General features: G+C 65.3%; 17 protein-coding genes. 4 read left to right on the top strand and 13 right to left on the bottom strand.

The features are described from left to right. Nucleotides 1–162 precede the first annotated feature (162 nt). From murA to rpsT, 10 genes are all read right to left on the bottom strand, one after another. Nucleotides 163–1,458: a UDP-N-acetylglucosamine 1-carboxyvinyltransferase gene (gene murA, locus HZZ13_RS27940; RefSeq protein ID WP_197962737.1), complete on the bottom strand. Its 1,296-nt coding sequence runs from the start codon at nucleotides 1,456–1,458 to the stop codon at nucleotides 163–165. A gap of 259 nt (nucleotides 1,459–1,717) precedes the next feature. Continuing rightward, nucleotides 1,718–2,185 (bottom strand): inner membrane protein YidI, encoded by a 468-nt coding sequence (gene yidI / locus HZZ13_RS27935; RefSeq protein WP_197962736.1) that lies wholly within the window; start codon nucleotides 2,183–2,185, stop codon nucleotides 1,718–1,720. A 36-nt stretch (nucleotides 2,186–2,221) separates the two neighbouring features. Next, nucleotides 2,222–2,359, bottom strand: coding sequence for a hypothetical protein (locus HZZ13_RS27930; RefSeq protein ID WP_197962735.1), 138 nt, complete (start codon nucleotides 2,357–2,359; stop codon nucleotides 2,222–2,224). Between the two features lie 26 nt (nucleotides 2,360–2,385). Then, nucleotides 2,386–4,821 (bottom strand): DNA topoisomerase (ATP-hydrolyzing) subunit B, encoded by a 2,436-nt coding sequence (gene gyrB / locus HZZ13_RS27925; RefSeq protein ID WP_197962734.1) that lies wholly within the window; start codon nucleotides 4,819–4,821, stop codon nucleotides 2,386–2,388. A gap of 282 nt (nucleotides 4,822–5,103) precedes the next feature. After that, nucleotides 5,104–5,847: a hypothetical protein gene (locus tag HZZ13_RS27920; protein ID WP_197962733.1), complete on the bottom strand. Its 744-nt coding sequence runs from the start codon at nucleotides 5,845–5,847 to the stop codon at nucleotides 5,104–5,106. 110 nt (nucleotides 5,848–5,957) lie between these two features. Continuing rightward, nucleotides 5,958–7,094 (bottom strand): DNA replication/repair protein RecF, encoded by a 1,137-nt coding sequence (recF, locus tag HZZ13_RS27915; protein ID WP_197962732.1) that lies wholly within the window; start codon nucleotides 7,092–7,094, stop codon nucleotides 5,958–5,960. Nucleotides 7,095–7,182: 88 nt separating this feature from the next. Next, nucleotides 7,183–7,548, bottom strand: a complete 366-nt coding sequence (locus HZZ13_RS27910) for an endonuclease domain-containing protein (RefSeq protein WP_197962731.1) — start codon at nucleotides 7,546–7,548, stop codon at nucleotides 7,183–7,185. A 248-nt stretch (nucleotides 7,549–7,796) separates the two neighbouring features. Further along, entirely contained in the window at nucleotides 7,797–8,915 is a 1,119-nt protein-coding gene (dnaN, locus tag HZZ13_RS27905) for a DNA polymerase III subunit beta (protein WP_036002613.1), read from the bottom strand. Between the two features lie 398 nt (nucleotides 8,916–9,313). After that, on the bottom strand, nucleotides 9,314–10,723 hold the full coding sequence (gene dnaA / locus HZZ13_RS27900) for a chromosomal replication initiator protein DnaA (RefSeq protein ID WP_197962730.1): 1,410 nt from the start codon (nucleotides 10,721–10,723) through the stop codon (nucleotides 9,314–9,316). A 1,239-nt stretch (nucleotides 10,724–11,962) separates the two neighbouring features. Continuing rightward, the gene (gene rpsT, locus HZZ13_RS27895; protein WP_024338506.1) at nucleotides 11,963–12,229 is read right to left on the bottom strand and encodes a 30S ribosomal protein S20; all 267 of its coding nucleotides are present in this window, start codon (nucleotides 12,227–12,229) and stop codon (nucleotides 11,963–11,965) included. Between the two features lie 413 nt (nucleotides 12,230–12,642). Here rpsT and HZZ13_RS27890 point away from each other — a divergent pair, with 413 nt between their 5' ends. Together HZZ13_RS27890 and HZZ13_RS27885 are read left to right on the top strand one after the other, a co-directional pair. Beyond that, the gene (locus HZZ13_RS27890) at nucleotides 12,643–12,960 is read left to right on the top strand and encodes a hypothetical protein (RefSeq protein ID WP_025033220.1); all 318 of its coding nucleotides are present in this window, start codon (nucleotides 12,643–12,645) and stop codon (nucleotides 12,958–12,960) included. A gap of 273 nt (nucleotides 12,961–13,233) precedes the next feature. Next, nucleotides 13,234–13,974, top strand: coding sequence for a polysaccharide biosynthesis/export family protein (locus HZZ13_RS27885; RefSeq protein ID WP_197962729.1), 741 nt, complete (start codon nucleotides 13,234–13,236; stop codon nucleotides 13,972–13,974). A 146-nt stretch (nucleotides 13,975–14,120) separates the two neighbouring features. Here the strand turns inward: HZZ13_RS27885 and HZZ13_RS27880 are convergent, their stop codons facing one another. The 3 genes from HZZ13_RS27880 to HZZ13_RS27870 all read right to left on the bottom strand — a co-directional run bounded on the left by HZZ13_RS27880 (nucleotide 14,121) and on the right by HZZ13_RS27870 (nucleotide 16,120). Then, a complete protein-coding gene (locus tag HZZ13_RS27880) occupies nucleotides 14,121–14,792 on the bottom strand; it encodes a dienelactone hydrolase family protein (protein ID WP_197962728.1) in 672 nt (223 codons plus the stop codon). Between the two features lie 203 nt (nucleotides 14,793–14,995). Then, nucleotides 14,996–15,331: a hypothetical protein gene (locus HZZ13_RS27875; protein ID WP_197962727.1), complete on the bottom strand. Its 336-nt coding sequence runs from the start codon at nucleotides 15,329–15,331 to the stop codon at nucleotides 14,996–14,998. 24 nt (nucleotides 15,332–15,355) lie between these two features. Beyond that, nucleotides 15,356–16,120, bottom strand: coding sequence for an alpha/beta fold hydrolase (locus HZZ13_RS27870; protein WP_197962726.1), 765 nt, complete (start codon nucleotides 16,118–16,120; stop codon nucleotides 15,356–15,358). A gap of 498 nt (nucleotides 16,121–16,618) precedes the next feature. On the opposite strand from HZZ13_RS27870, the gene HZZ13_RS27865 reads away from it, so the two are divergent. Both HZZ13_RS27865 and HZZ13_RS27860 read left to right on the top strand, forming a co-directional pair. Then, complete coding sequence (locus HZZ13_RS27865) at nucleotides 16,619–17,110, top strand: (2Fe-2S)-binding protein (protein WP_036002624.1); 492 nt, start codon at nucleotides 16,619–16,621, stop codon at nucleotides 17,108–17,110. Beyond that, complete coding sequence (locus HZZ13_RS27860; protein ID WP_197962725.1) at nucleotides 17,107–19,392, top strand: xanthine dehydrogenase family protein molybdopterin-binding subunit; 2,286 nt, start codon at nucleotides 17,107–17,109, stop codon at nucleotides 19,390–19,392. Before HZZ13_RS27865 ends, HZZ13_RS27860 begins: the two co-directional genes overlap by 4 nt. Nucleotides 19,393–19,719 lie beyond the last annotated feature (327 nt).

The following is a 19,719-nucleotide window of genomic DNA, read 5'->3' as shown; positions in this document are numbered from 1 at the left end:
CGTCGAAAACATGGCCCACGTGTCCCGGACGCGCGAAGCGCGAGCCGGGACCCAGAAGCCGTGCGTTCAGCCCCAAGTAATGGGCCCCGGCTCAGCAGCGCATCACTGACGTGCTGCGCTGCGTCCGGGGCACGAGGCCATTATCAGGAGGAGAGGCGGAAGCTACCCCTTCCTCTCCGGCACGCGCTTGATCCTGGCCCCCAGCGCGTTCAGCCGCTCCTCGATGCGCTCATAGCCGCGCTCGATCTGGTCGGCGTTGTTGATGGTCGAAGTGCCCTCGGCGCAGACGGCGGCCAGCAGCATCGCCATGCCGGCGCGGATGTCGGGCGAGGTCATCGTCGCGCCGTGCAGGCGGCTGGGGCCGGCGATGATGGCGCGGTGCGGGTCGCACAGCACGATGCGCGCGCCCATTGCGATCAGCTTGTCGACGAAGAACATCCTGGATTCGAACATCTTCTCGAACATCAGGATCACGCCCTCGCATTGCGTGGCGGTGACGATCGCGATCGACATCAGGTCGGCGGGGAAGGCCGGCCAGGGCTGGTCCTCCAGCTTGGGCACATGGCCGCCGAAATCGTCCTGGATCTTCAATGTCTGATTGGATGGCACGATGAGGTCGTCGCCCTCGATCCGGCAGACGATGCCGAGCCGCTCGAAGCCCATGCGGATCGAGCGCAGATGCTCGACGCCCGCGCGCGCGATGCGCAAGGGCGAGCGCGTCACGGCGGCAAGCCCGATCAGCGAGCCGACCTCGATATGGTCGGGCTGGATCCGGTACGTCGTCCCGCCGAGCGTCGCCTGGCCATGGATGATCATGTTGTTGGTGCCGATGCCTTCGATCCTGGCGCCGAGCGCGACCAGGAAATTGGCGAGGTCCTGCACATGCGGCTCGGAGGCCGCGTTGCGCAAATGGGTGACGCCGTCGGCGGCGACCGCCGCGACCAGCGCATTTTCGGTCGCGGTGACGCTCGGCTCGTCCAGGAACACGTCGGCGCCCGCGAGCTTGGGCGCGCGGAATTCGAGCCGGTCGGTCGCGGTGACCTTGGCGCCGAGCTGCTCCAGCGCCAGCACGTGCGTGTCCAGCCGCCGGCGCCCAATGACGTCGCCGCCCGGCGGCGGGAGCATCACCTCGCCGCAGCGGGCGAGCAGGGGTCCGGCGAGCAGGATCGAGGCGCGAATGCGCACGCACAGCTCGGGATCGAGGTCGGCGGCGCGGATGCTCTTGGCGTGAATGTGAAGCGTGTTGCGTGCGGACCATTCGGCCGACGCGCCGACCGAGCGGACCAGCTCGACCAGCGTCTCGGTGTCGCGGATCCGCGGCACGTTCTCCAGCACGACCGGATGCTCGGTCAAGAGCGCGGCGGCGATGATCGGCAGCGCCGAGTTCTTGTTGCCGGACGGCTCGATCGAGCCCGAGAGCCGCTGACCGCCCTCGACGATGTATTGGATGGGCGCCACGGGGTTCTCGCTGTCCTGGTGAGTGGGAGGCCTGTTTCGGGCGGAAACTACAGAGATTTGAGCGCGGGAGCAATTGTACTGGGCCGTGGTTCGTGCCCGGTCCGTGTAGCCCAGGCGAGGCCGCCAATCCCTCATGGTGAGGAGCGCGGAACGCGCGTCTCGAACCATGCAGGCCCCGATGTCGCCCGTGGTTATCCTGCGAGACGCCCGCTTTCGCAGGCTCCGCAGGATGAGGACGGGAGCTTGTCGCAAGCGAACCTCAAAACAGCCCGATGATATTCCCCACCACGTAGAGGACCGCGATCAGGATCAGGAGGCCCATCATCAAGAAGGAGATTTCGATGGCGATAGCGCCGGTGCCGAGTGTGGCGGCGACAGCAGCAAGGAGCCGTTCCTCCCGGAAGATGAGGGAGAGTACCGAGAACAGGATGGCGAGCAGGCCGAGCGAGATCGCAGTGACCGACGCAATTTCGTTCCAGCTTCGTCCAGCCGACTTCTCAGGCCTCGGAGCCTGATACTCCACGCCCTTCAGCTTCGCGACGATGCGGTCCTTGATGCGATGGCCGGTGTCGACGATCACCTTGTCCGCCGACGGCGGCGGAAACACGATCGGCACGACCCAATGCGGCAGCACCGCCGCCATCAGCGCCAGCACGCCGACAATGCTGCCGATGATGCCGAGGCGGCGTGAGGGCGCGGCGGAGCGGGTCGTTGCGGAGCCGGTCATGACGCGAGGCTTCCCGGCCGGAATGGGCCAACGGGTTCATGCCGTTTCGTCGCGATGGCGGGTGGGGAGGTTCAGGGCACGTGCACCCACGTCGTCATGGCCGGGCTTGACCCGGCCGTCCACGTCTTGCTTCGCCGCAAAAAGAACGTGGATGCCCGGGACAAGCCCGGGCATGACGACCGTCCTAAAGCCATCCGGCCTCAAATATCGATCGTCGCGCTCAGCGAATGTTCCTGGATGAAATCGCGGCGCGGCTCGACCACGTCGCCCATCAGCTTGGTGAAGATGTCGTCGGCCTCGTCGGCCTCCTTGACCTTCACCTGCAGGAGCGAGCGCGCGTCGGTGTCGAGCGTGGTCTCCCAGAGCTGCTCCGGATTCATCTCGCCGAGACCTTTGTAGCGCTGCAGGCTGATGCCCTTGCGGCCCGCGTCGGTCACGGCCTCGAACAGGTCGACCGGGCCGTGGACCACGTGCTCGGTGTCCTTGCGCCGCAGCTTGCCGGAGCGGGCGTAAACGTCCTGGAGCTTGGTCGTGTATTCGTCGAGCTTGCGGGCCTCGGCCGAGCCGAGCAGCGCGTCATCGATGACAGCCGCTTCCTTGACGCCGCGCACGGTGCGCTCGAACAGGAAGCCCTGGCCCTCGACGAATTGTCCGACCCAGCCGCGCTCGACCTCCTCGGCCTGGTTGTCGAGCCGGCTCGCGATGTATTGCGCGGCGGCCGCCGCCTTCTCGGGATCGCCGTAGATCTCCTTGTTCAGCACGCCGGTGATGGCGGCCTGCTCGACCACCTTGCGGTTATAGCGGCTGTGCAGATTGCGCAGGATGCTGCGAACGACACGGGCATCGTCGACCAGCGCGCGCAAGTCGCGCCCGGAGCGGTCGCCGCCGGTGCCGGGAATGTACACGCAGTCATCCAGCCCGGCGTCGATCAGATAGTCTTCCAGCGCCCGCTCGTCCTTCAGGTACTGCTCGGACTTGCCTTTGCTGACCTTATAGAGCGGCGGCTGGGCGATGTAGAGATAGCCGCCGTCGATGATGTCGGGCATCTGCCGGTAGAAGAAGGTCAGGAGCAGCGTGCGGATGTGAGCGCCGTCGACGTCGGCGTCCGTCATCACGATGATCTTGTGATAGCGCAACTTCTCGACCGAGAATTCGTCGCCGATGCCGGTGCCGAGCGCGGTGATCAGCGTGCCGATCTGCTCACTCTTCAACATCGTGTCGGGACGGACCCGTTCCACGTTGAGGATCTTGCCGCGCAGCGGCAGCACCGCCTGGAACTCGCGGTTGCGGCCCTGCTTGGCGCTGCCGCCTGCCGAGTCGCCCTCGACGATGAAGAGCTCGGACTTGGCCGGATCCTTTTCCTGGCAGTCGGCGAGCTTGCCCGGCAGCGAGGACACCGAGAGCGGGCTCTTGCGCGTCAGCTCGCGCGCCTTGCGCGCAGCTTCACGGGCTGCCGCGGCCTGGATCACCTTGCCGACGATCATCTTGGCTTCGCTCGGGTGCTCCTCGAACCAGGCCTGGAGCGCCTCGTTGAGGACGTTCTCCACCGCCGGGCGCACTTCCGAGGACACCAGCTTGTCCTTGGTCTGCGACGAGAATTTCGGATCGGGCACCTTCACCGAGAGAACGGCGGTGAGACCTTCGCGGCAATCGTCGCCGGTCAGCGCGATCTTTTCCTTCTTGGCGTTGGCCTCGGCATAGCCGTTGACCTGACGCGTCAGCGCGCCGCGGAAGCCGGCGAGGTGGGTGCCGCCGTCACGCTGCGGGATGTTGTTGGTGAAGCACAGCACGTTCTCGTGGTAGCTGTCGTTCCACCACAGCGCCGCCTCGACGCCGATGCCGTTGGCTTCCGAACGTACCATGATCGGCGCCGGCACCAGGGCCTTCTTGTTGCGGTCGAGATATTTGACGAACTCCTCGACGCCGCCGGAATAGTGCATCTCCTCGCGCTTCTCGACCGCGTGGCGCATGTCGGAGAGCACGATATTGACGCCGGAATTGAGGAAGGCGAGCTCGCGCAGGCGATGCTCGAGCGTGGCGAAGTCGTATTCGACGTTCTTGAAGGTCTCGGTGGAGGCCAGGAACGTCACTTCGGTGCCGCGCTTGCCGGGGGCATCGCCGACGACCTTCAGCGGTGCGACGGCATCGCCGTGGGCGAACTCGATATAGTGCTCCTTGTTGTCGCGCCAGATGCGAAGCATCAGCTTGCTCGACAGCGCGTTGACGACGGAGACGCCGACGCCGTGCAGGCCGCCGGAGACCTTGTAGGAGTTCTGGTCGAACTTTCCGCCCGCGTGCAGCTGGGTCATGATGACCTCGGCCGCCGAGATGCCCTCGCCCTTGTGGATGTCGACGGGAATGCCGCGGCCGTCGTCGCGCACGGTGACGGAATTGTCGGGATTGAGGATGACGTCGACGCGCGTGGCATGGCCGGCGAGCGCCTCGTCGATGGCGTTGTCGACGACCTCGTAGACCATGTGGTGCAGGCCCGAGCCGTCGTCGGTGTCGCCGATATACATGCCCGGACGCTTGCGGACGGCATCGAGTCCCTTGAGCACGCGGATCGATTCCGCGCCGTAATCGCTCGCGTTAGAGGGCTCGTTTTCGGCAGCGTGCTGCCGAGCAGGTTCTGTCATGAGAGGCCTTCGAGATGTCGCCCGAATCAGCGGCGCAAAGGCGCTGATTTGCGGGGCCATTTGTGCCATGAAAGACCGCTTGCGCCTAGCGCAAAGTATCTCCCGGCAACCCTTTGAGCAGATAGGGTTTTTCGGCCGGTTTTCAAGGCTTTTGAAGGGCGTTTTCGGGCGCTGCAAAAAGCGCGATTCGAGGGCAGTTTTTCAGCCGCGGAAGGCGTGGATTTTGCGGCTCCGGACAGAGTTTGTTCCGAGCCGTCCGGACACCTCGCTGGGCTTTGGGACTCAATACAGCTGCAGCGGTGGCCACGCCTCGCCGTTGCGCCCGACCGTGAGCTCCCAGGTGTCGCCGGCTGCGACCGCGAGCGTGTTCGTTCTGGCCGCATGGCCCGGCATGCTCAGTCCATAGATGTATGTGCCGGGCACGAGGTCCAGCGCGACGGCGTTGGCGCCGGCAGGGCGCGGGATGGTCCGCTGGTTGATCGTGAGCACGGCTTCGTTCTCGCCGATATTGCTGAACACCAGCTTGGCCTGGCCCGCCTCAGGCAGGACGTTGGCGCGGGTTGCGGCCTGCGCATTCTTCTGCACGAGCTGCACCGCGGTGCTGCCCTCCTTGCGATCGAGCTCCAGCGCTGCCGGCCCGATCGGGGAGATGAAGGCAAGGCGCGCGTGATCGGCGCTGACCATCGCCTCTTCCTGCTGCTCCTGCCAGCCGAGCTTTGGAAGCTCGGTGCGATAGAATGCGAGCACGTCGCCGAGCGCCGCAGGTAAGCGCGCCTCTAGCCTGGTCCGGAGCGGCGCTTCGATGCCGGGCATCACGGTGGTGTGGATCCCCCGATAGAGGTAGCGGGTCGGTGCGGGGAGCCTCGCCGCGGGGTCCAGCGTCAGCGCGGCTGAGAACAGCGGCGGCAGGTTCGACACGAAGGCGCCGGCGCTCGCCGCGAGCAGGCAGCTTGCGAGCAGAGCAAGGCCGCACGCAACAAGTTGCCATCGTGCCGGAGCTTGCGTCCCACGCCCCACACTCGCCATGCTCATGCTCCAAGAATATCGCGCCAGTTGTGAAATCCTGCGCGATGGCCGCCTCTTGCAGCCACAAGCAGCTAGTCGTGGCCGCAAACGAGCGGGTTCAATGCGGCGGCCTAGCTGCGGGCCGAGACTCGTCCGCTCTCGACGTCAAACACTTCGCCCCCTGCGCCGATCTCGGCGAAGGCGGCAGGATCCGCACCGGTCAGCCACACCTGCGCGCCGAGCGTCTTCAGCTCGTCGAACAGCGCCGCCCGGCGGTTCGGATCGAGATGCGCGACCACCTCGTCGAGCAGCAGCAGCGGCACGATGCCGGTCATCTCGGCGACCAGGCTCGCATGCGCCAGCACGAGGCCGATCAGCAGCGCCTTCTGCTCGCCGGTCGAGGCATCGCGCGCCGGCATGCTCTTCGGCGCATAGACGACCTGGAGGTCCGTGAGATGCGGGCCGTCGGTGGTGCGGCCGGCGATCGCATCGCGCGGGCGGTTGTCGCGCAGGATCTGGCGGTAGCGGTCCTCGACCGAGGTCGCGGTCTCCGTCAGCAGCGCATTCTCCATCCAGCCGTCGAGCGCGATTTGCGCGGACGGAAATGCGGATCCTTGCGCGCGCGCATTCAGCATGCCGGTGAGCCTTGCCGCGGTCTGGCCGCGCGTGGCCGCCACCGCGACCGCGAGCTCGGCCGTCTCGCGCTCGATCGCGTCGCACCAATGATCGTCGTAATTGCGCGTCTCCAAGAGGCGGTTGCGCGAGCGCAAGGAGCGCTCGAGCGCGTTGATGCGGCTGGAATGTTCGCTGTCGATGGCGAGCACTAGGCGGTCGAAGAAGCGCCGGCGCTCCGAGGCAGGCCCCATGAACAGCCCGTCCATGGCCGGCGTCAGCCACACCATGCGGATATGGTCGCCGAAGGCGCTGGCCGAGCCCACCGGCTCGCGGTCGATGCGGCAGCGCCGGGTGACCGCGGCGTCCGCGCGCGGCGCATCGATGCCGGTGCCGAGCGTGGCCAGCCCCAGCGCCCCCTCGACCTGCGCCGACACCGCCCAGGAGCCGTCGCCCTGATTGTCGGCGACATCCTCCAGCGTCGCCCGGCGCAGGCCGCGGCCCGGCGACAGGAAGGAGATCGCCTCGATGCAATTGGTCTTGCCCGCCCCGTTCGGCCCGACCAGCGCCACCAGGTCAGCCGTCGTCTCGAGCCCCGCCGCCCGGTAATTGCGAAAATGCGTCAGCGTCAGGCGATGAATGCGGGAGGGGGTCATCGATCATTCGTCATGGAGGCGTTTCTTCCCCTCTCCCCTGTGGGAGAGGGTGGCGCCTCACGAACTGAGGCGACGGGTGAGGGGTATCTTACCGCCCGGCAAGCTTTGCAAGGATATCCTCCAGCACAGAGGTAGGCTGCTGAAGTACGTCATTGTTCCAGTAGCGGGCAATTGAGAAACCCTGAGCAGAAAGAACGGCGTCTCTAATTGCGTCACGCCGCGACTCCGCATGCTGACTGCCGTCAATCTCAATCCCGAGACGGTTCTCGAAACAGACGAAATCGAGAATGTAGTTCTCAAGCGGGACCTGTCGGCGAAACTTGTACGCCGCCAGTCGGCGATCCCTCAGCAATCGCCACATCGCAGCTTCCGCGTCCGTCGGCTCGTGTCGCATTTTCTTGGCGAACTGGCGAAGATGCCTGGCCGTTGGCCGATGGTGCGGATCTTGCGGCATCGGCGTTCATTCCGAATGTCGTTGACGCGCGGTGCTTTCACCCTCTCCCCTTGCGGGAGAGGGTGCCGACGCGTAGCGGCGGCGGGTGAGGGGTTGTCTCCACAGTGAAGGTGCGGCGAGAGGACCCCTCACCCGAGTGAGGTTGTGGCTGCTAGCGGAGCTGCCCTCTCCCGCAAGGGGAGAGGGCGCAGCAACGGGCATCGCGTTTGGCACAAGAAGCGGGGTGCGCTGGCGAGGGAACACGCCCCTCACACCCGCATCGGCATCAGCACGTACAGCGCGCTCTTGTCGTCGCGGTCCTGCACCAGGGTCGGCGAGCCGGGGTCGGCGAGGCGGAGCGTTGCGACGTCGCCTTCGATCTGGGCGGCGATATCGAGCAGATAGCGGGAGTTGAAGCCGATATCGAGCGCGTCGGAGGCGTATTCGACCTCGAGCTCTTCGGTGGCGCTGCCGGAATCCGGGTTGGTCACCGAGAGCACCAGCTTGCCCGCCGACAGCGACAGCTTGACCGCGCGGCCGCGCTCGCTCGAAATCGTCGAGACGCGGTCGACCGCGTTCTCGAAATCCTTCTTGTCGACGACGAGCTCCTTGTCGTTGTTCTGCGGAATGACGCGGCCGTAATCGGGGAAGGTGCCGTCGATCAGCTTCGAGGTCAGCACGACGTTGCCGATGGTGAAGCGGATCTTGGCCTGCGACAGCTCGATCGTCATCTCGGCCTCGGTGTCCTCGATCAGGCGCTGCACCTCGCCGACGGTCTTGCGCGGTACGATCACGCCGGGCATGCCCTCGGCGCCCTTGGGCTGCACCAGGTCGAGCTGGGCGAGGCGATGCCCGTCGGTGGCGACACCGCGCAAGGTGGCGGCCTTGGGCGTGCCGGCGGCATGCAGATAGATGCCGTTGAGGTAGTAGCGCGTCTCTTCGGTCGAGATCGCGAACTGGGTGCGGTCGATCAGCCGCTTGACGTCCTTGGCGGCGAGCGAGAACGAATGCGACATGTCGCCGGCCGCCAGGTCCGGGAAATCGTTCTCGGGGAGCGTCTGCAGCGTGAAGCGCGAGCGGCCGGCGCGGATCGCGAGCACGGCGCGGTCGCCGTCGGCTTCCAGCACGATCTGCGAGCCGTCCGGCAGCTTGCGCACGATGTCGTAGAACATGTGCGCCGGCACGGTGGTGGAGCCGGCGGTCGCGGTTTCCGCCGGCAGCGTCTCGGTCACTTCGAGGTCGAGGTCGGTCGCCTTCAGCGACAATTTCGCGTTCTCGGCGCGCACCAGCACGTTGCCGAGGATCGGGATCGTGTTGCGGCGCTCGACCACGCGGTGGACATGGCCCAGCGACTTCAGCAATTGCGCGCGTTCGACCGTAACCTTCATTGCACTACTCGCCCGATCCCTTAGGAAAACACAGCGTTGAGAAGGCCGGGCGGCGGGACGCGCGCCACGGCACCGAAGACCCCGCAAGGCCGGATCATTCCTGCCGATATGACCAAAGCCGTCTGGGTCGTGCAAGGTGCCGCGGATGCCCCGCGGATTCAAGGGATGGGGGCCAGTTCCCCACGATTTACCGGGAGAAACTGCGCCCAGGCACAGGTGCACTCCCTCGCCCCGTTCTTACGGGGAGAGGGCTGGGGTGAGGGGCCTCTCTCCGCGGGTGAACCTGCCGGTTGGACCTGTACCCCCTCACCCGGAATCCGCGCTGCGCGCGCATTCCGACCTCTCCCCGCAAGCGGGGAGAGGTAAAGGAGCCGGGGGTGAAGAGAAGCAATAGGCCTTTATTCCTGAAGCTGGCGCTTCAGCGATTCCACTTCCTCCGACAGCGCGGTGTCCTTGGAGACCAGCGCCTCGATCTTGCGCACCGCGTGCAGCACGGTGGTGTGGTCGCGTCCGCCGAAGCGGCGGCCGATCTCGGGCAGCGAGCGCAGGGTCAGCGTCTTGGCCAAATACATCGCCACCTGGCGCGGGCGGACCACGTTGGCGGTGCGGCGCGAGGACAAGAGGTCGGAGCGGCTGACATTATACTGCCGTGCCACCACGCGCTGGATGTCCTCGATCTTGATCCGCTTCGGCTCCTGCGGCCGCACCAGGTCGCGCACCTCGTGCTCGGCCATCTCCAGCGTCACCGGCCGGTTGTTGAGCTTGGAATGCGCGAGCAGGCGGTTGATCGCGCCTTCGAGGTCGCGGCCGTTATGGGTGATGGTGCGCGCCAGATAATGCAGCACCTCCTCGGGCACCTCGAAAGTCGCATGATGGGCGCGGGCCGCCGCGACGCGCGACTTCAGGATGCCGTGGCGCAGCTCCTCGCCGAGCGATCCCATCTCGACCACGAGCCCGCCGGCGAGCCGCGAGCGCACGCGGTCGTCCAGGCTTTCCAGATCGGACGGCGGACGGTCAGCCGCGATCACGACCTGGCGGCCGGCATCGATCAGCGCGTTCAGCGTGTGACAGAACTCGGCCTGGGTCGACTTGCCCTGCAGGAACTGGAGATCGTCGATGACCAGCACGTCGATGCCGCGCAGCGCTTCCTTGAAGGCCAGCGCCGTCTGCGTCTTCAGCGCGGCGACGAAGCCGTACATGAATTTCTCGGCCGTGAGATACAGCACCTTGCGCTCGTTGCCGGAATTGCCGGCCCAGGTCACGGCCTGGAGCAGATGCGTCTTGCCGAGGCCGACGCCGGCATGGATGTAGAGCGGGTTGAACATCACGGGGTCGCCGCGACGCCCTTCGGCGACCTGGCGCGCGGCCGCATGGGCCAGCGTGTTGGAGCGGCCGACGACGAAGCTCGCGAAAGTCAGGCGCGGATCGAGCGGTGAGCCGCCGAGCGCGTCATGACTGGCGGAGACCGGCGCGGTCGCGGTCGAACGCAATTCCGGCGCCGGCGCGCGGCGCGCCTCGACCGGCGCGGGCACTTCCTTCGGCTGCGCGGAGGGGCGGACAGCGGACCGCACCGTGAGGTCGATGCGATGCACTTCCGGCATCTCGGCCTGCCAGCACGACAGCACGCGCTCGGCGTAATGGGCCTGGATCCAGCTTTTCAGGAATCGCGTCGGCACCGACAGCCGCACGCTCTCGTCCTGCACGCCTTCCAGATCCATGCGTGCAAACCAGCTCGTGTAGACGTCCTCGCCAACACTCGAGCGCAGCCGACCCTTCACGCGTGACCAGCGATCCTGTTCCATTGTCATCGTCTGAAAACTTCTCTTGAGAGATATGGTTGCGTTTGTGAGCGCCATGCAGGGTTCCTGCCACCGTCCCTGAAGTGGCGCGACCTCGAGCGAGTCCATCGTCAGGCATGGCTCGACCGTTCGGCGCGAACGCCGCGGGTCAGATCAGCGATGTCGGAGATGGAGGGGTCGCGAGGTCAGCGCGTACTCGGCGCTCCGTCACACGCGGGAGGCTGGAAATCCGACGGAGCAGAAACGGCATCGTTCGAAGAAAAGGAAACGTGCTGCAATACCGCGTTGAGTCCGTAAGACATGATACCTCCCCGTCCTGCCGTGATCGCCCACGACAAGGTCCTGCGTGTCCGAAAGACAACCGCGCCGTACTCCTGTCGCGGATGCCTGCCCAATGTACTGGTCGCCAGTTCGACGTCGCCACCTTTGCGTGCCGGGGTAGCTTTGCGATGTCTCTCATTTGCGCTTGGCGCGAGCGAGATGATCCCGCTTGGAGACATTCAGGCAATGAGCTACCATTCCCATATTGCTATGGGTTTTGTACCGACATCACTTGTTGAAGCGTCGCCTACGTGCACACCGCCGCCGATTTGCACGCTCGCCCCGTTTCCTAAACCGCGCTGGTCTGAAGATCGTGGGCGCCGCTGACTGGGTTAAGGAATACACTAAGCGGAAAGACTCGCAACGAAATTGATTCACACTTGAGCCGTCAAAAAACTTGACCTCGGTTAACGCCGCGCACGAGTTGTTCACAGGCTCCGAAGCAAGTTTTTGAATCCGTGCACAGAATCGAGAAGGCCGCGCGTCATGTGACAATTCTCGTTCAGCGCCAAATTTTTTTTATAAATTCGTCATGCGCCCGACGTGCGGGCGAATTTTCCAAATGCTTGTCGCTGCTATGTTGATAAGTGATTATCGAGTCATCGCTTTTCGAGACTCGTTTTGCAGGGTAACTCCACATTCACACGCGTTCCGGTGAATCTACGGTGTGCAGAACTCTCGTCGGCCACCGATTCAATTCGCGCCCGCCGCACAGGGGTTTTTGCAACGCGGTGAAGTTTCCGCTGTTGCCGAACATCGGCAGGTAGAACTACCGAACGAAGACCAACGCAGACGATGCAAAACGTCCAAGCGGCGCGTGAGCCTCGCGCGCTTGCGTGATTATGACAGCCAACAAAAAAGCCCGGCGCGAGGCCGGGCTTTTTGACGCGCTGACCGGATCGACCGATCAGGCGATGTCGCTAAAGATCACTTCGCGAGCTTGGCGATCTGCGCGGTGAGGCGCGAGACTTTGCGGCTGGCGTTGTTCTTGTGAATGATGTTGCGCTGGGCGGCGCGCATCAAGGCGGGCTCGGCAGTCGCGAGTGCCTTCACGGCAGCGGCGCGATCGCCGCTCTTGATGGCTTCCTCGACAGTGCGCACGGCGCCACGCATCTGGGTGCGGCGCGACTTGTTGACGGCGGTGCGGCGGGCGATCTTGCGCGTCGCTTTCTTGGCGGAAGTGGTATTGGCCATGGTCTCAATGTCCTTTGCGGGTACCGGTCGCGTCTTGGTCGGGTAGCGCCGGCTTGCTTGACCGCGTAATCGACGCTCGGATTTAGGGTGTTCGGTTGCTGGGCCGTTCCCGGAACATGACCGCCTTGCGGCTGTCTCTGAGGCTCCAAGGTGTCTTCAAGAGAAAGTCCTGAAGCCCAGGGTGCCTGCAACTGCTCAAAGAACAGCGGCGGCGGGATTGCGCCCACCGCCAGTTGGCGCCCTTATAGAGAGGGTCTTTCGCACCGTCAACGCTTTCGGGGGTGGAAACGCGCCTTTGGCAGCCGGGATTTGTGCCGTAACGCCCTGAAGAGGTTGAATTTCTGCCGTCGCCCGGCTATTGGCTGGCATCGTTCCGCAAGGTCGTCCGCTCGGACGACCATCGTAGGTGAGGCATGATCCGCGGCTTTTTCCGACTGATTGGGCTGTTGCTGCTCGCCGGCGGGTTCATCTTCATGGTCTATGACGGCGCCCGCTGGGTGGCCGACCAGACCCTCAAATTCACCCGCTTCGGCCAGTTCTGGAACGACATCAATCAGGCCAGCCAATCCGCCTTCCGCACCTGGGTCGAGGCCAAGGCGCCCTGGCTCTGGACCTCGGTGATCCGCCTGGTGCTGGAGCAGCCGGTCTTTGCCGTCCTCGGCATTCTGGGCATCCTCCTGATGATCCTGTTCCGCCCGCGCAAGCCCTTGATCGGCTATTCCCGGGATTGAGGTCGGCGTGAGCGCGTAAGTTCGCCGCAAGCAAGGTGTCGCTTACCCTCCCCTGGAGGGGGAGGGTCGGTTCACATTGAGCGCAGCGAAATGTGAGCCGGGGTGGGGTGACGGTCTCTCCACATCCAACACTGCCCGTGTGGAGAGATCACCCCACCCCGCTCGCACTTCGTGCGATCGACCCTCCCCCTCCAGGGGAGGGTAAGACACTCAACGCTTTATTAACCATAACCGGTGCATCACTGGAGCTGTCTCGTTGCGAGGATGGGTCCGGTGCCGGTTGCACGCGCGTTTCGATGGTCGAACTTGGCGTCCTTGGCAGCGTCCGCCGCGCTCGCCCTGGGCGGCTGCATGCAGACCGCAACCCCCGTCGCGATGGTGCAGCCTCGTCCCGATCTCGATGCCATGGCCTATGGCCAGCCCTATAATGCGCCGCAGCCGGTCGTCGTCGCCAGCAACGGCGGCGGTGCCATCGCGGCGTTCAGCAATTCCTTTGCCGCCTCGCCGGCGCCGATGCCGGTCGGCTACGCCGCGCCGATGGCGGTGCGCAGCGGCGCCTCCTACCATCTCGATGCCGGCGACAAGCTTCGCGTCGTGGTCTACGGCCAGGAAGGTCTCACCAACAGCTATGCGATCGATGCTGGCGGCTCCATCACCATGCCGCTGATCGGCGCGGTGCCGGCCCGCGGCCGCACCACGGCAGGGCTGGCTGGCGAGATCGCCGCACGCCTGCGCAACGGCTATATCCGCGAGCCTTCGGTGGCGGTCGAGATCGAGACCTATCGTCCGTTCTTCATCCTCGGCGAGGTCCTCGCGCCCGGCCAATATCCTTACGTGCCGAACATGACGGTCGAGAGCGCGGTCGCCATCGCCGGCGGTTTCTCGCCGCGCGCCAAGCGCGACCTCGTCACCGTCACGCACAGCGAGAGCGGCGGCGCCATGCGCGCCGTGGTGCCGCTCGGCACGCCGCTCGCGCCCGGCGACACTGTGTTCGTCGGCGAGCGCTGGTTCTAGATTTCAGTCCAAACCTCTCCTCGTCATTCCGGGGCGCGCGTAGCGCGAACCCGGTATCCATTCATCGACCGGCTCTGACGCCCGATGGATTCCGGGCTCGACGCTGACGCGTCGCCCCGGAATGACGGAAGGCGAGAGCGCCATTCCTATTTCAAATGCTTCGCGAAGAACGCCATGCTGCGCGGCCAGGCGATGTCGGCGCTGGCCTTGTCGTAGCTGGCGCGCTCGTCGCAATGGAAGCCGTGCTGGGCGCCCGGATAGATATGAACTTCGACCTCGGGCCGCTTGGCCCTGATGGTCTCGACGTCGGCGAGCGGAATGCCGGCATCCTTCTCGCCGAAATGCAGCTGGGTCGGCACCTTCGGCGTCTCGTCGGCGAAGCGCACGACGGCGCCGCCGTAATAGCCGATCGCAGCCTTCAGGCCGGTCAATCGCGTCGCCGCGACGAAAGCGATGCTGCCGCCTAAGCAAAAGCCGATGATGCCCACGGGCCCGATGCTCTTCACCGCATCGATCGCAGCTTGCGTGTCGCGCAGCATCGCGGCCCAGTCCGGATTGGCCACGAACTTGCGCGCTTCCGCGATCTCGTCGGGCGAATAGCCCGACTGGAAGTTCGGCGCCGTCCGGTCGAAGATCGACGGCGCGATCGCGACATAACCTTCCCCGGCCAGGCGGTCGCAAACCGAGCGGATGTGGTGATTGACCCCAAAGATCTCCTGGATCACCACCACCGCGCCCTTCGGCACACCGGCAGGGTCAGCGCGATAGGCGCCGAGCTGGAAATTGTCCGAGGCCGTCAGCTTGATGTCTTGTCCCACGCGGGTTGTCCTTCTTGGTTGCTATTTGATTGGGAATTCTGCTCGCTCCACAAACTCGTCATGCCCGGGCTTGTCCCGGGCATCCACGTTCTTGGTGCCGCCCGAAAGATCGTATGGCCGGGACAAGCCCGGCCATGACGATGTTGGCAATATCAGCGCTTGACGGCGTAGATCCGATCACTTTGCGTCACGAAGAACTGCCCTCACTCCCACATCCAGTTCTCGCCGTAATCCTCCGTCCACCCCGCCAGCCGGCCGTGGCGGAATTGCAGGAACAGGCGGTGGCGGTAGGGGATCAGGCGGCTGCCGCCAATGTTGCGCAACGCGAGGTAGATCTCGTGGCCGGGACGGCCCCGCACATATTGCAGCGGCTGCCCGAGCGCGCGTGCGGTCTGTTCGGCATCCATGCCGAAGGCGAGCGGAATGTTGTTCGACAATGTCATGACGAAGGGCTGCCGCGGCGGCACGGCGCCGATCGGCTCGGCCTGCGCGGATAGCGACAGCAACATCGTGCCCGCAGCCAGCATCATCAGCTTCATCGCCTATGTCCCTGCTCGATCGGCCTATGCCGGCAAGTTCTTCAGGAAAGGCACGACCGCGTCAACAAAAGCCTCGGGCTGATCGATGTTGACGGCGTGTCCGGCCGCGGGGATCACGACCTTTTGTGCGCCGGGGATTTTTGCGGCCATGTAATCGGACGCGGCGAGGAACGGGGTGTCGTCGGCGCCGATCACGATCAGGCTGGGCACTCTGATCTCGGGCAGCAGCTCCATCACGCGCGCATCGCGCTGGGTCAGCATGCCGCGCGCGGCAAGGGCCAGTCCCCTGGCGTTGCGATGGTTCGCGGTGGCGCGCTCGCGCGTCGCCGATTTCAGGACATCGAGGCCTTCGCGCTCGAGCCGGTCGGCGGTGGCGAGCGCCCGCGCGTTCCAGGCTTCGCGCGCATCGTCCTTCCTGAAGCCGGGGCCGGTGTCGATGATCAGCAGCGCGCGGGCCCGCTCCGGATGTGCGCGATAGAACGCGAGCGACATGTAGCCGCCGAGCGAGAGCCCGCCGATGATGGCGCGCTCCGCGCCGACCGCATCGAGGATCGCCGCCATGTCGCCGACCGTGAGGTCTTCGCTATAGGCCTTGGGATCGTCAGGGTAATCGGACTGGCCGTGGCCGCGCATGTCCCACAAGATAAGCGTGTGATCCTTCGCCAGCGCGTCGACCTGTCCATGCCACATCGCCGATGTCGAGGAATAGCCATGCGTGAGCAGCAGCGGCGGCCCGTTGCCATGAACTTCGTAGTAGACGTTGACGCCGTCCCGGTTAACCTTCGGCATTGTTTCCTGCCCTTTTTTTCTCGCCGCTCGCTCGGTGCTTCACCCTCCCCTGGAGGGGGAGGGTCGGCTCACATGAAGCGTAGCGACATGTGAGACGGGGTGGGGTGACGGTCTCTCCGCGTCCAACAGTGTCCGTGCGGAGAGATCACCCCACCCCGCTCGCGCTGCGCGCGATCGACCCTCCCCCTCCAGGGGAGGGTTGAGGGTTTCCGTGTGGCGGCACTCTAGCTCGCCAAGTTACCTCGAAGAAACTGCCTGAATGCGATGGCACGCATGCCGGAGGCACGCGCTGTTGTGTCCAGTGGCTGCGTCGCCGCCCCTGGCGCGGCGCACAACGGGAGGATGTGCTGGTCGTTTTTTCGACTCGTTCCAAATTGCATTTGCCTCCGCGCCGGAACGCGATCATTCTCGCCGGCAAGGCTGACGCCAGCCCGGTGGGCGTCCGCCATTCAAGTTGCCGCCGTAAGCGGCTTCATGCACCGGCAGGGGAAGACGCCTATGCCAACTCTCACCATCAACGGGCGGAGTCTGTCCGTGGATGCGGCGAACGACACGCCGCTCCTCTGGGCGATCCGCGAGCAATTGCAGATGACCGGCACCAAGTTCGGCTGCGGTGCCGGGCTGTGCGGTGCCTGCACCGTGCACGTCAACGGCGAGGCCGTGCGCTCGTGCCAGACCATGGTCGGTGACGTCGCCGGCAAGAAGATCACCACCATCGAAGGCCTCTCGGCCAAGGGCGATCACCCCTTGCAGAAGGCCTGGATCGCCGAGCAGGTACCGCAATGCGGCTATTGCCAGTCCGGCCAGATCATGCAGGCGGCCTCGCTGCTCGCCAAGAATCCCAATCCGACCAAGGAAGAGGTGGTCGCCCATATGGACGGCAATCTCTGCCGCTGCATGACCTATTCGCGGATCCAGAAGGCGATCATGCGCGCCGCATCCGAGATGCGCACCGCCTCGGCCACCTCGAGCGAGCGGAGGCCCACATGAACGAGCATGTGAAGAACGTGACACCTGAGACGACGGATCTCAGCCGCCGCTCCTTCCTCGTCGGCACCGCCGCGACCGGCCTCGTGCTCGGCTATGCCGGCGTGCCCGGCATCGAGACGGCAGCCGCCGCGGCGCCCGCCAGTTTCGAGCCGAGCGTGTGGTATGCGATCTCGCCGGACGGTCTCGTCACCGTGACCTGCGGCAAGGCCGACATGGGCCAGCACATCGCCTCCACCATGGCGCAGATCGTCTGCGAGGAATTGGGCGCGAAATGGAGCGACATGCGCGTGCAGCTCGCCTCCAACGATCCCAAGTTCAACGATCCCGTGCTGGGCGCGCAGATCACCGGCGGCAGCTGGTCGACCATGATGAACTTCGACGCCATGAGCCGGGCCGGTGCGGCCGGGCGGATCGCATTGACCGAAGGTGCTGCCGCCGCCATGGGCGTGCCGGCATCGGAGCTGGTGGTGCGCGATTCCATGATCGTGCATCCGAAATCGAAGAAGCAGATGTCGTTCGCCGATGTCGTGAAAAGCGGCAAGGCGACGAAAACCTTCACGCCCGACGAGCTCAAGGCGATCAAGCTGAAGACGCCGGACCAATACACCATGATCGGCGTCTCGGTGCCGCAGCTCGACATCCCCTCCAAGACCAACGGCACGGCCAAGTACGGCATCGACGTGATGCTGCCGGGCATGGCCTATGGCGCGATCGTCACGCCGCCGGTGCGCTTCGGCGCCACGGTGAAATCGGTCGACGACAGCGCGGCAAAGAAGGTGCCGGGCTTCATCAAGGCCGTCACGCTCGACGACAAGACCGGCACGACGTCGGGCTGGGTCGTCGCCGTCGCCAGCACCTATGCCAACGCCAAGAAGGCGGCACAGGCGCTGAAGATCGCCTATGATTCGGGCCCGAATGCGAAGCTGTCGAGCCAGGCGCTGCTCGACGAGGCCAAGCGGCTGCAGGGCCTGGAGGATTCCGGCCAGTTCTTCGTCAAGGACGGCGATCCCAATGCGGCCTTCGGCTCGGCGGCCAAGGTGCTGGAGGCGGAATACACCACCAGCATCAACATCCACGCGCCGCTGGAGCCGATGAACGCCACTGCGGAGTTCAAGGGCGACATCCTGCACATCTATTCCGGCAACCAGTTCGCGACGCGCTCCGGCGCGATCGCGGCGGGCGCGGCCGGGATCGATCCGAAGTTCGTGGTCATGCACCAGATGTGGCTGGGCGGCGGCTTCGGCCGGCGTCTCGATGCCGACATGATGATTCCGGCCGTGCAGGCGGCCAAGGCGGTCGGCAAGCCCGTGAAGGTGATCTATTCGCGCGAGAACGACATGACGATGGATTTCTCGCGGCCGCTCACCTACCAGAAGGTCAAGGCCGGCGTGGACGGCGATGGCAAGCTGATCGCGATCAGCCACGACGTGGTCTCGGCCTGGCCGACCGCGCGCTGGGGAATTCCCGATTTCCTGACGCCTTCGGTCGACAAGAAGGGCCCGCTCGATTCCTTCACGGTGAACGGGGCGGACTTCTTCTACACCGTGCCCAACCATTATGTGCGCGCGATCAAGAACGAGCTCGCGCACAACGCCACGCCCTCCGGCCAGCTTCGCTCGGTGGCGCCCGGCTGGACCTTCTGGGCCGTCGAAAGCATGATCGACGAAATCGCGGCGGCGACGGGCAAGGATCCCGCGCAGTTCCGCATCTCGCTGCTCGACGGCGCCGGCAAGAACGACGGCGGCGCGCAGCGCTTGCGCAACACGCTGCTCGCCGCGATGGGACTGTCGGGCTACGGCACTAAGCAATTGCCGAAAGGCGAGGGCATGGGCGTCGCCTGCGTGTCGTCGCAGGAGCGCGCGACCGCGAGCTGGACGGCGTGCGTGGCTCACGTCGCCGTCGCGCCGTCGGGGGAGGTGACCGTGAAGAAGCTCACGGTCGCTACCGACGTCGGCACGCAGGTGCATCCCGACAACATCCGCGCCCAGGTCGAGGGTGCGGCGCTGTGGGGCCTGTCGCTGGCGATGTACGAGAAGGCGACGCTGACGGACGGTGGCATCGAGCAGACCAATTTCGACAGCTACACGCCCTTGCGCATGAGCCAGACGCCCGAAGTCGCGGTTGCCGTGATCGCCAATGGCGAGAAGGCCACCGGCGTCGGCGAGCCGGCGGTCACCGTGGTCGCGCCGGCCATCGGCAACGCCATCTTCAATGCCAGCGGCGCCCGCGTCCGGGCCCTGCCGATCACGGCGGAGGCCGTGAAGGCGAGCATGAAGGCGTAAGCCGAGCCGCGATTGCCAAATGAGCCGATCCGCCGGAGGGGAAACCTCCGGCGGATTTGCTTAGGATCCTTTCTCTCCGCACGCCGTCATGCCCGGGCTTGTCCCGGGCATCCACGTTCTTCGCGGGCGGGGGACCAAGGCCGTGGATGGCCGGGACAAGCCCGGCCATGACGAAGAAAATTCCCCTTATTGATCAATGCCCGTTCTACTGTGCATGGGGTTGTTTTCGCCGGTTTTGAAGTTCCCCTCCCCGAACCCGATCCCTAAAATTGCGTGCAATTCCCCAAGCCTCCATTGAGCACGCATCTTAAGGGCCAAGGAACCTGA

Origin of the sequence: Bradyrhizobium agreste (assembly GCF_016031625.1) — a bacterium.
Classification (GTDB): domain Bacteria; phylum Pseudomonadota; class Alphaproteobacteria; order Rhizobiales; family Xanthobacteraceae; genus Bradyrhizobium; species Bradyrhizobium agreste.
Note: the sequence above shows the minus strand (reverse complement) of the source record. Positions and strands in the feature narration are given on the sequence as shown.

What these genes read in the sequence shown, in the direction of transcription:
- yidI (WP_197962736.1), bottom strand. Translation starts at nt 2,185, where the DNA reads ATGACCGGCTCCGCAACGACCCGCTCCGCCGCGCCCTCACGCCGCCTC.
- HZZ13_RS27930 (WP_197962735.1), bottom strand. Translation starts at nt 2,359, where the DNA reads ATGCCCGGGCTTGTCCCGGGCATCCACGTTCTTTTTGCGGCGAAGCAA.
- gyrB (WP_197962734.1), bottom strand. Translation starts at nt 4,821, where the DNA reads ATGACAGAACCTGCTCGGCAGCACGCTGCCGAAAACGAGCCCTCTAAC.
- HZZ13_RS27920 (WP_197962733.1), bottom strand. Translation starts at nt 5,847, where the DNA reads ATGGCGAGTGTGGGGCGTGGGACGCAAGCTCCGGCACGATGGCAACTT.
- recF (WP_197962732.1), bottom strand. Translation starts at nt 7,094, where the DNA reads ATGACCCCCTCCCGCATTCATCGCCTGACGCTGACGCATTTTCGCAAT.
- HZZ13_RS27910 (WP_197962731.1), bottom strand. Translation starts at nt 7,548, where the DNA reads ATGCCGCAAGATCCGCACCATCGGCCAACGGCCAGGCATCTTCGCCAG.
- dnaN (WP_036002613.1), bottom strand. Translation starts at nt 8,915, where the DNA reads ATGAAGGTTACGGTCGAACGCGCGCAATTGCTGAAGTCGCTGGGCCAT.
- dnaA (WP_197962730.1), bottom strand. Translation starts at nt 10,723, where the DNA reads ATGACAATGGAACAGGATCGCTGGTCACGCGTGAAGGGTCGGCTGCGC.
- rpsT (WP_024338506.1), bottom strand. Translation starts at nt 12,229, where the DNA reads ATGGCCAATACCACTTCCGCCAAGAAAGCGACGCGCAAGATCGCCCGC.
- HZZ13_RS27890 (WP_025033220.1), top strand. Translation starts at nt 12,643, where the DNA reads ATGATCCGCGGCTTTTTCCGACTGATTGGGCTGTTGCTGCTCGCCGGC.
- HZZ13_RS27875 (WP_197962727.1), bottom strand. Translation starts at nt 15,331, where the DNA reads ATGAAGCTGATGATGCTGGCTGCGGGCACGATGTTGCTGTCGCTATCC.
- HZZ13_RS27870 (WP_197962726.1), bottom strand. Translation starts at nt 16,120, where the DNA reads ATGCCGAAGGTTAACCGGGACGGCGTCAACGTCTACTACGAAGTTCAT.
- HZZ13_RS27865 (WP_036002624.1), top strand. Translation starts at nt 16,619, where the DNA reads ATGCCAACTCTCACCATCAACGGGCGGAGTCTGTCCGTGGATGCGGCG.
- HZZ13_RS27860 (WP_197962725.1), top strand. Translation starts at nt 17,107, where the DNA reads ATGAACGAGCATGTGAAGAACGTGACACCTGAGACGACGGATCTCAGC.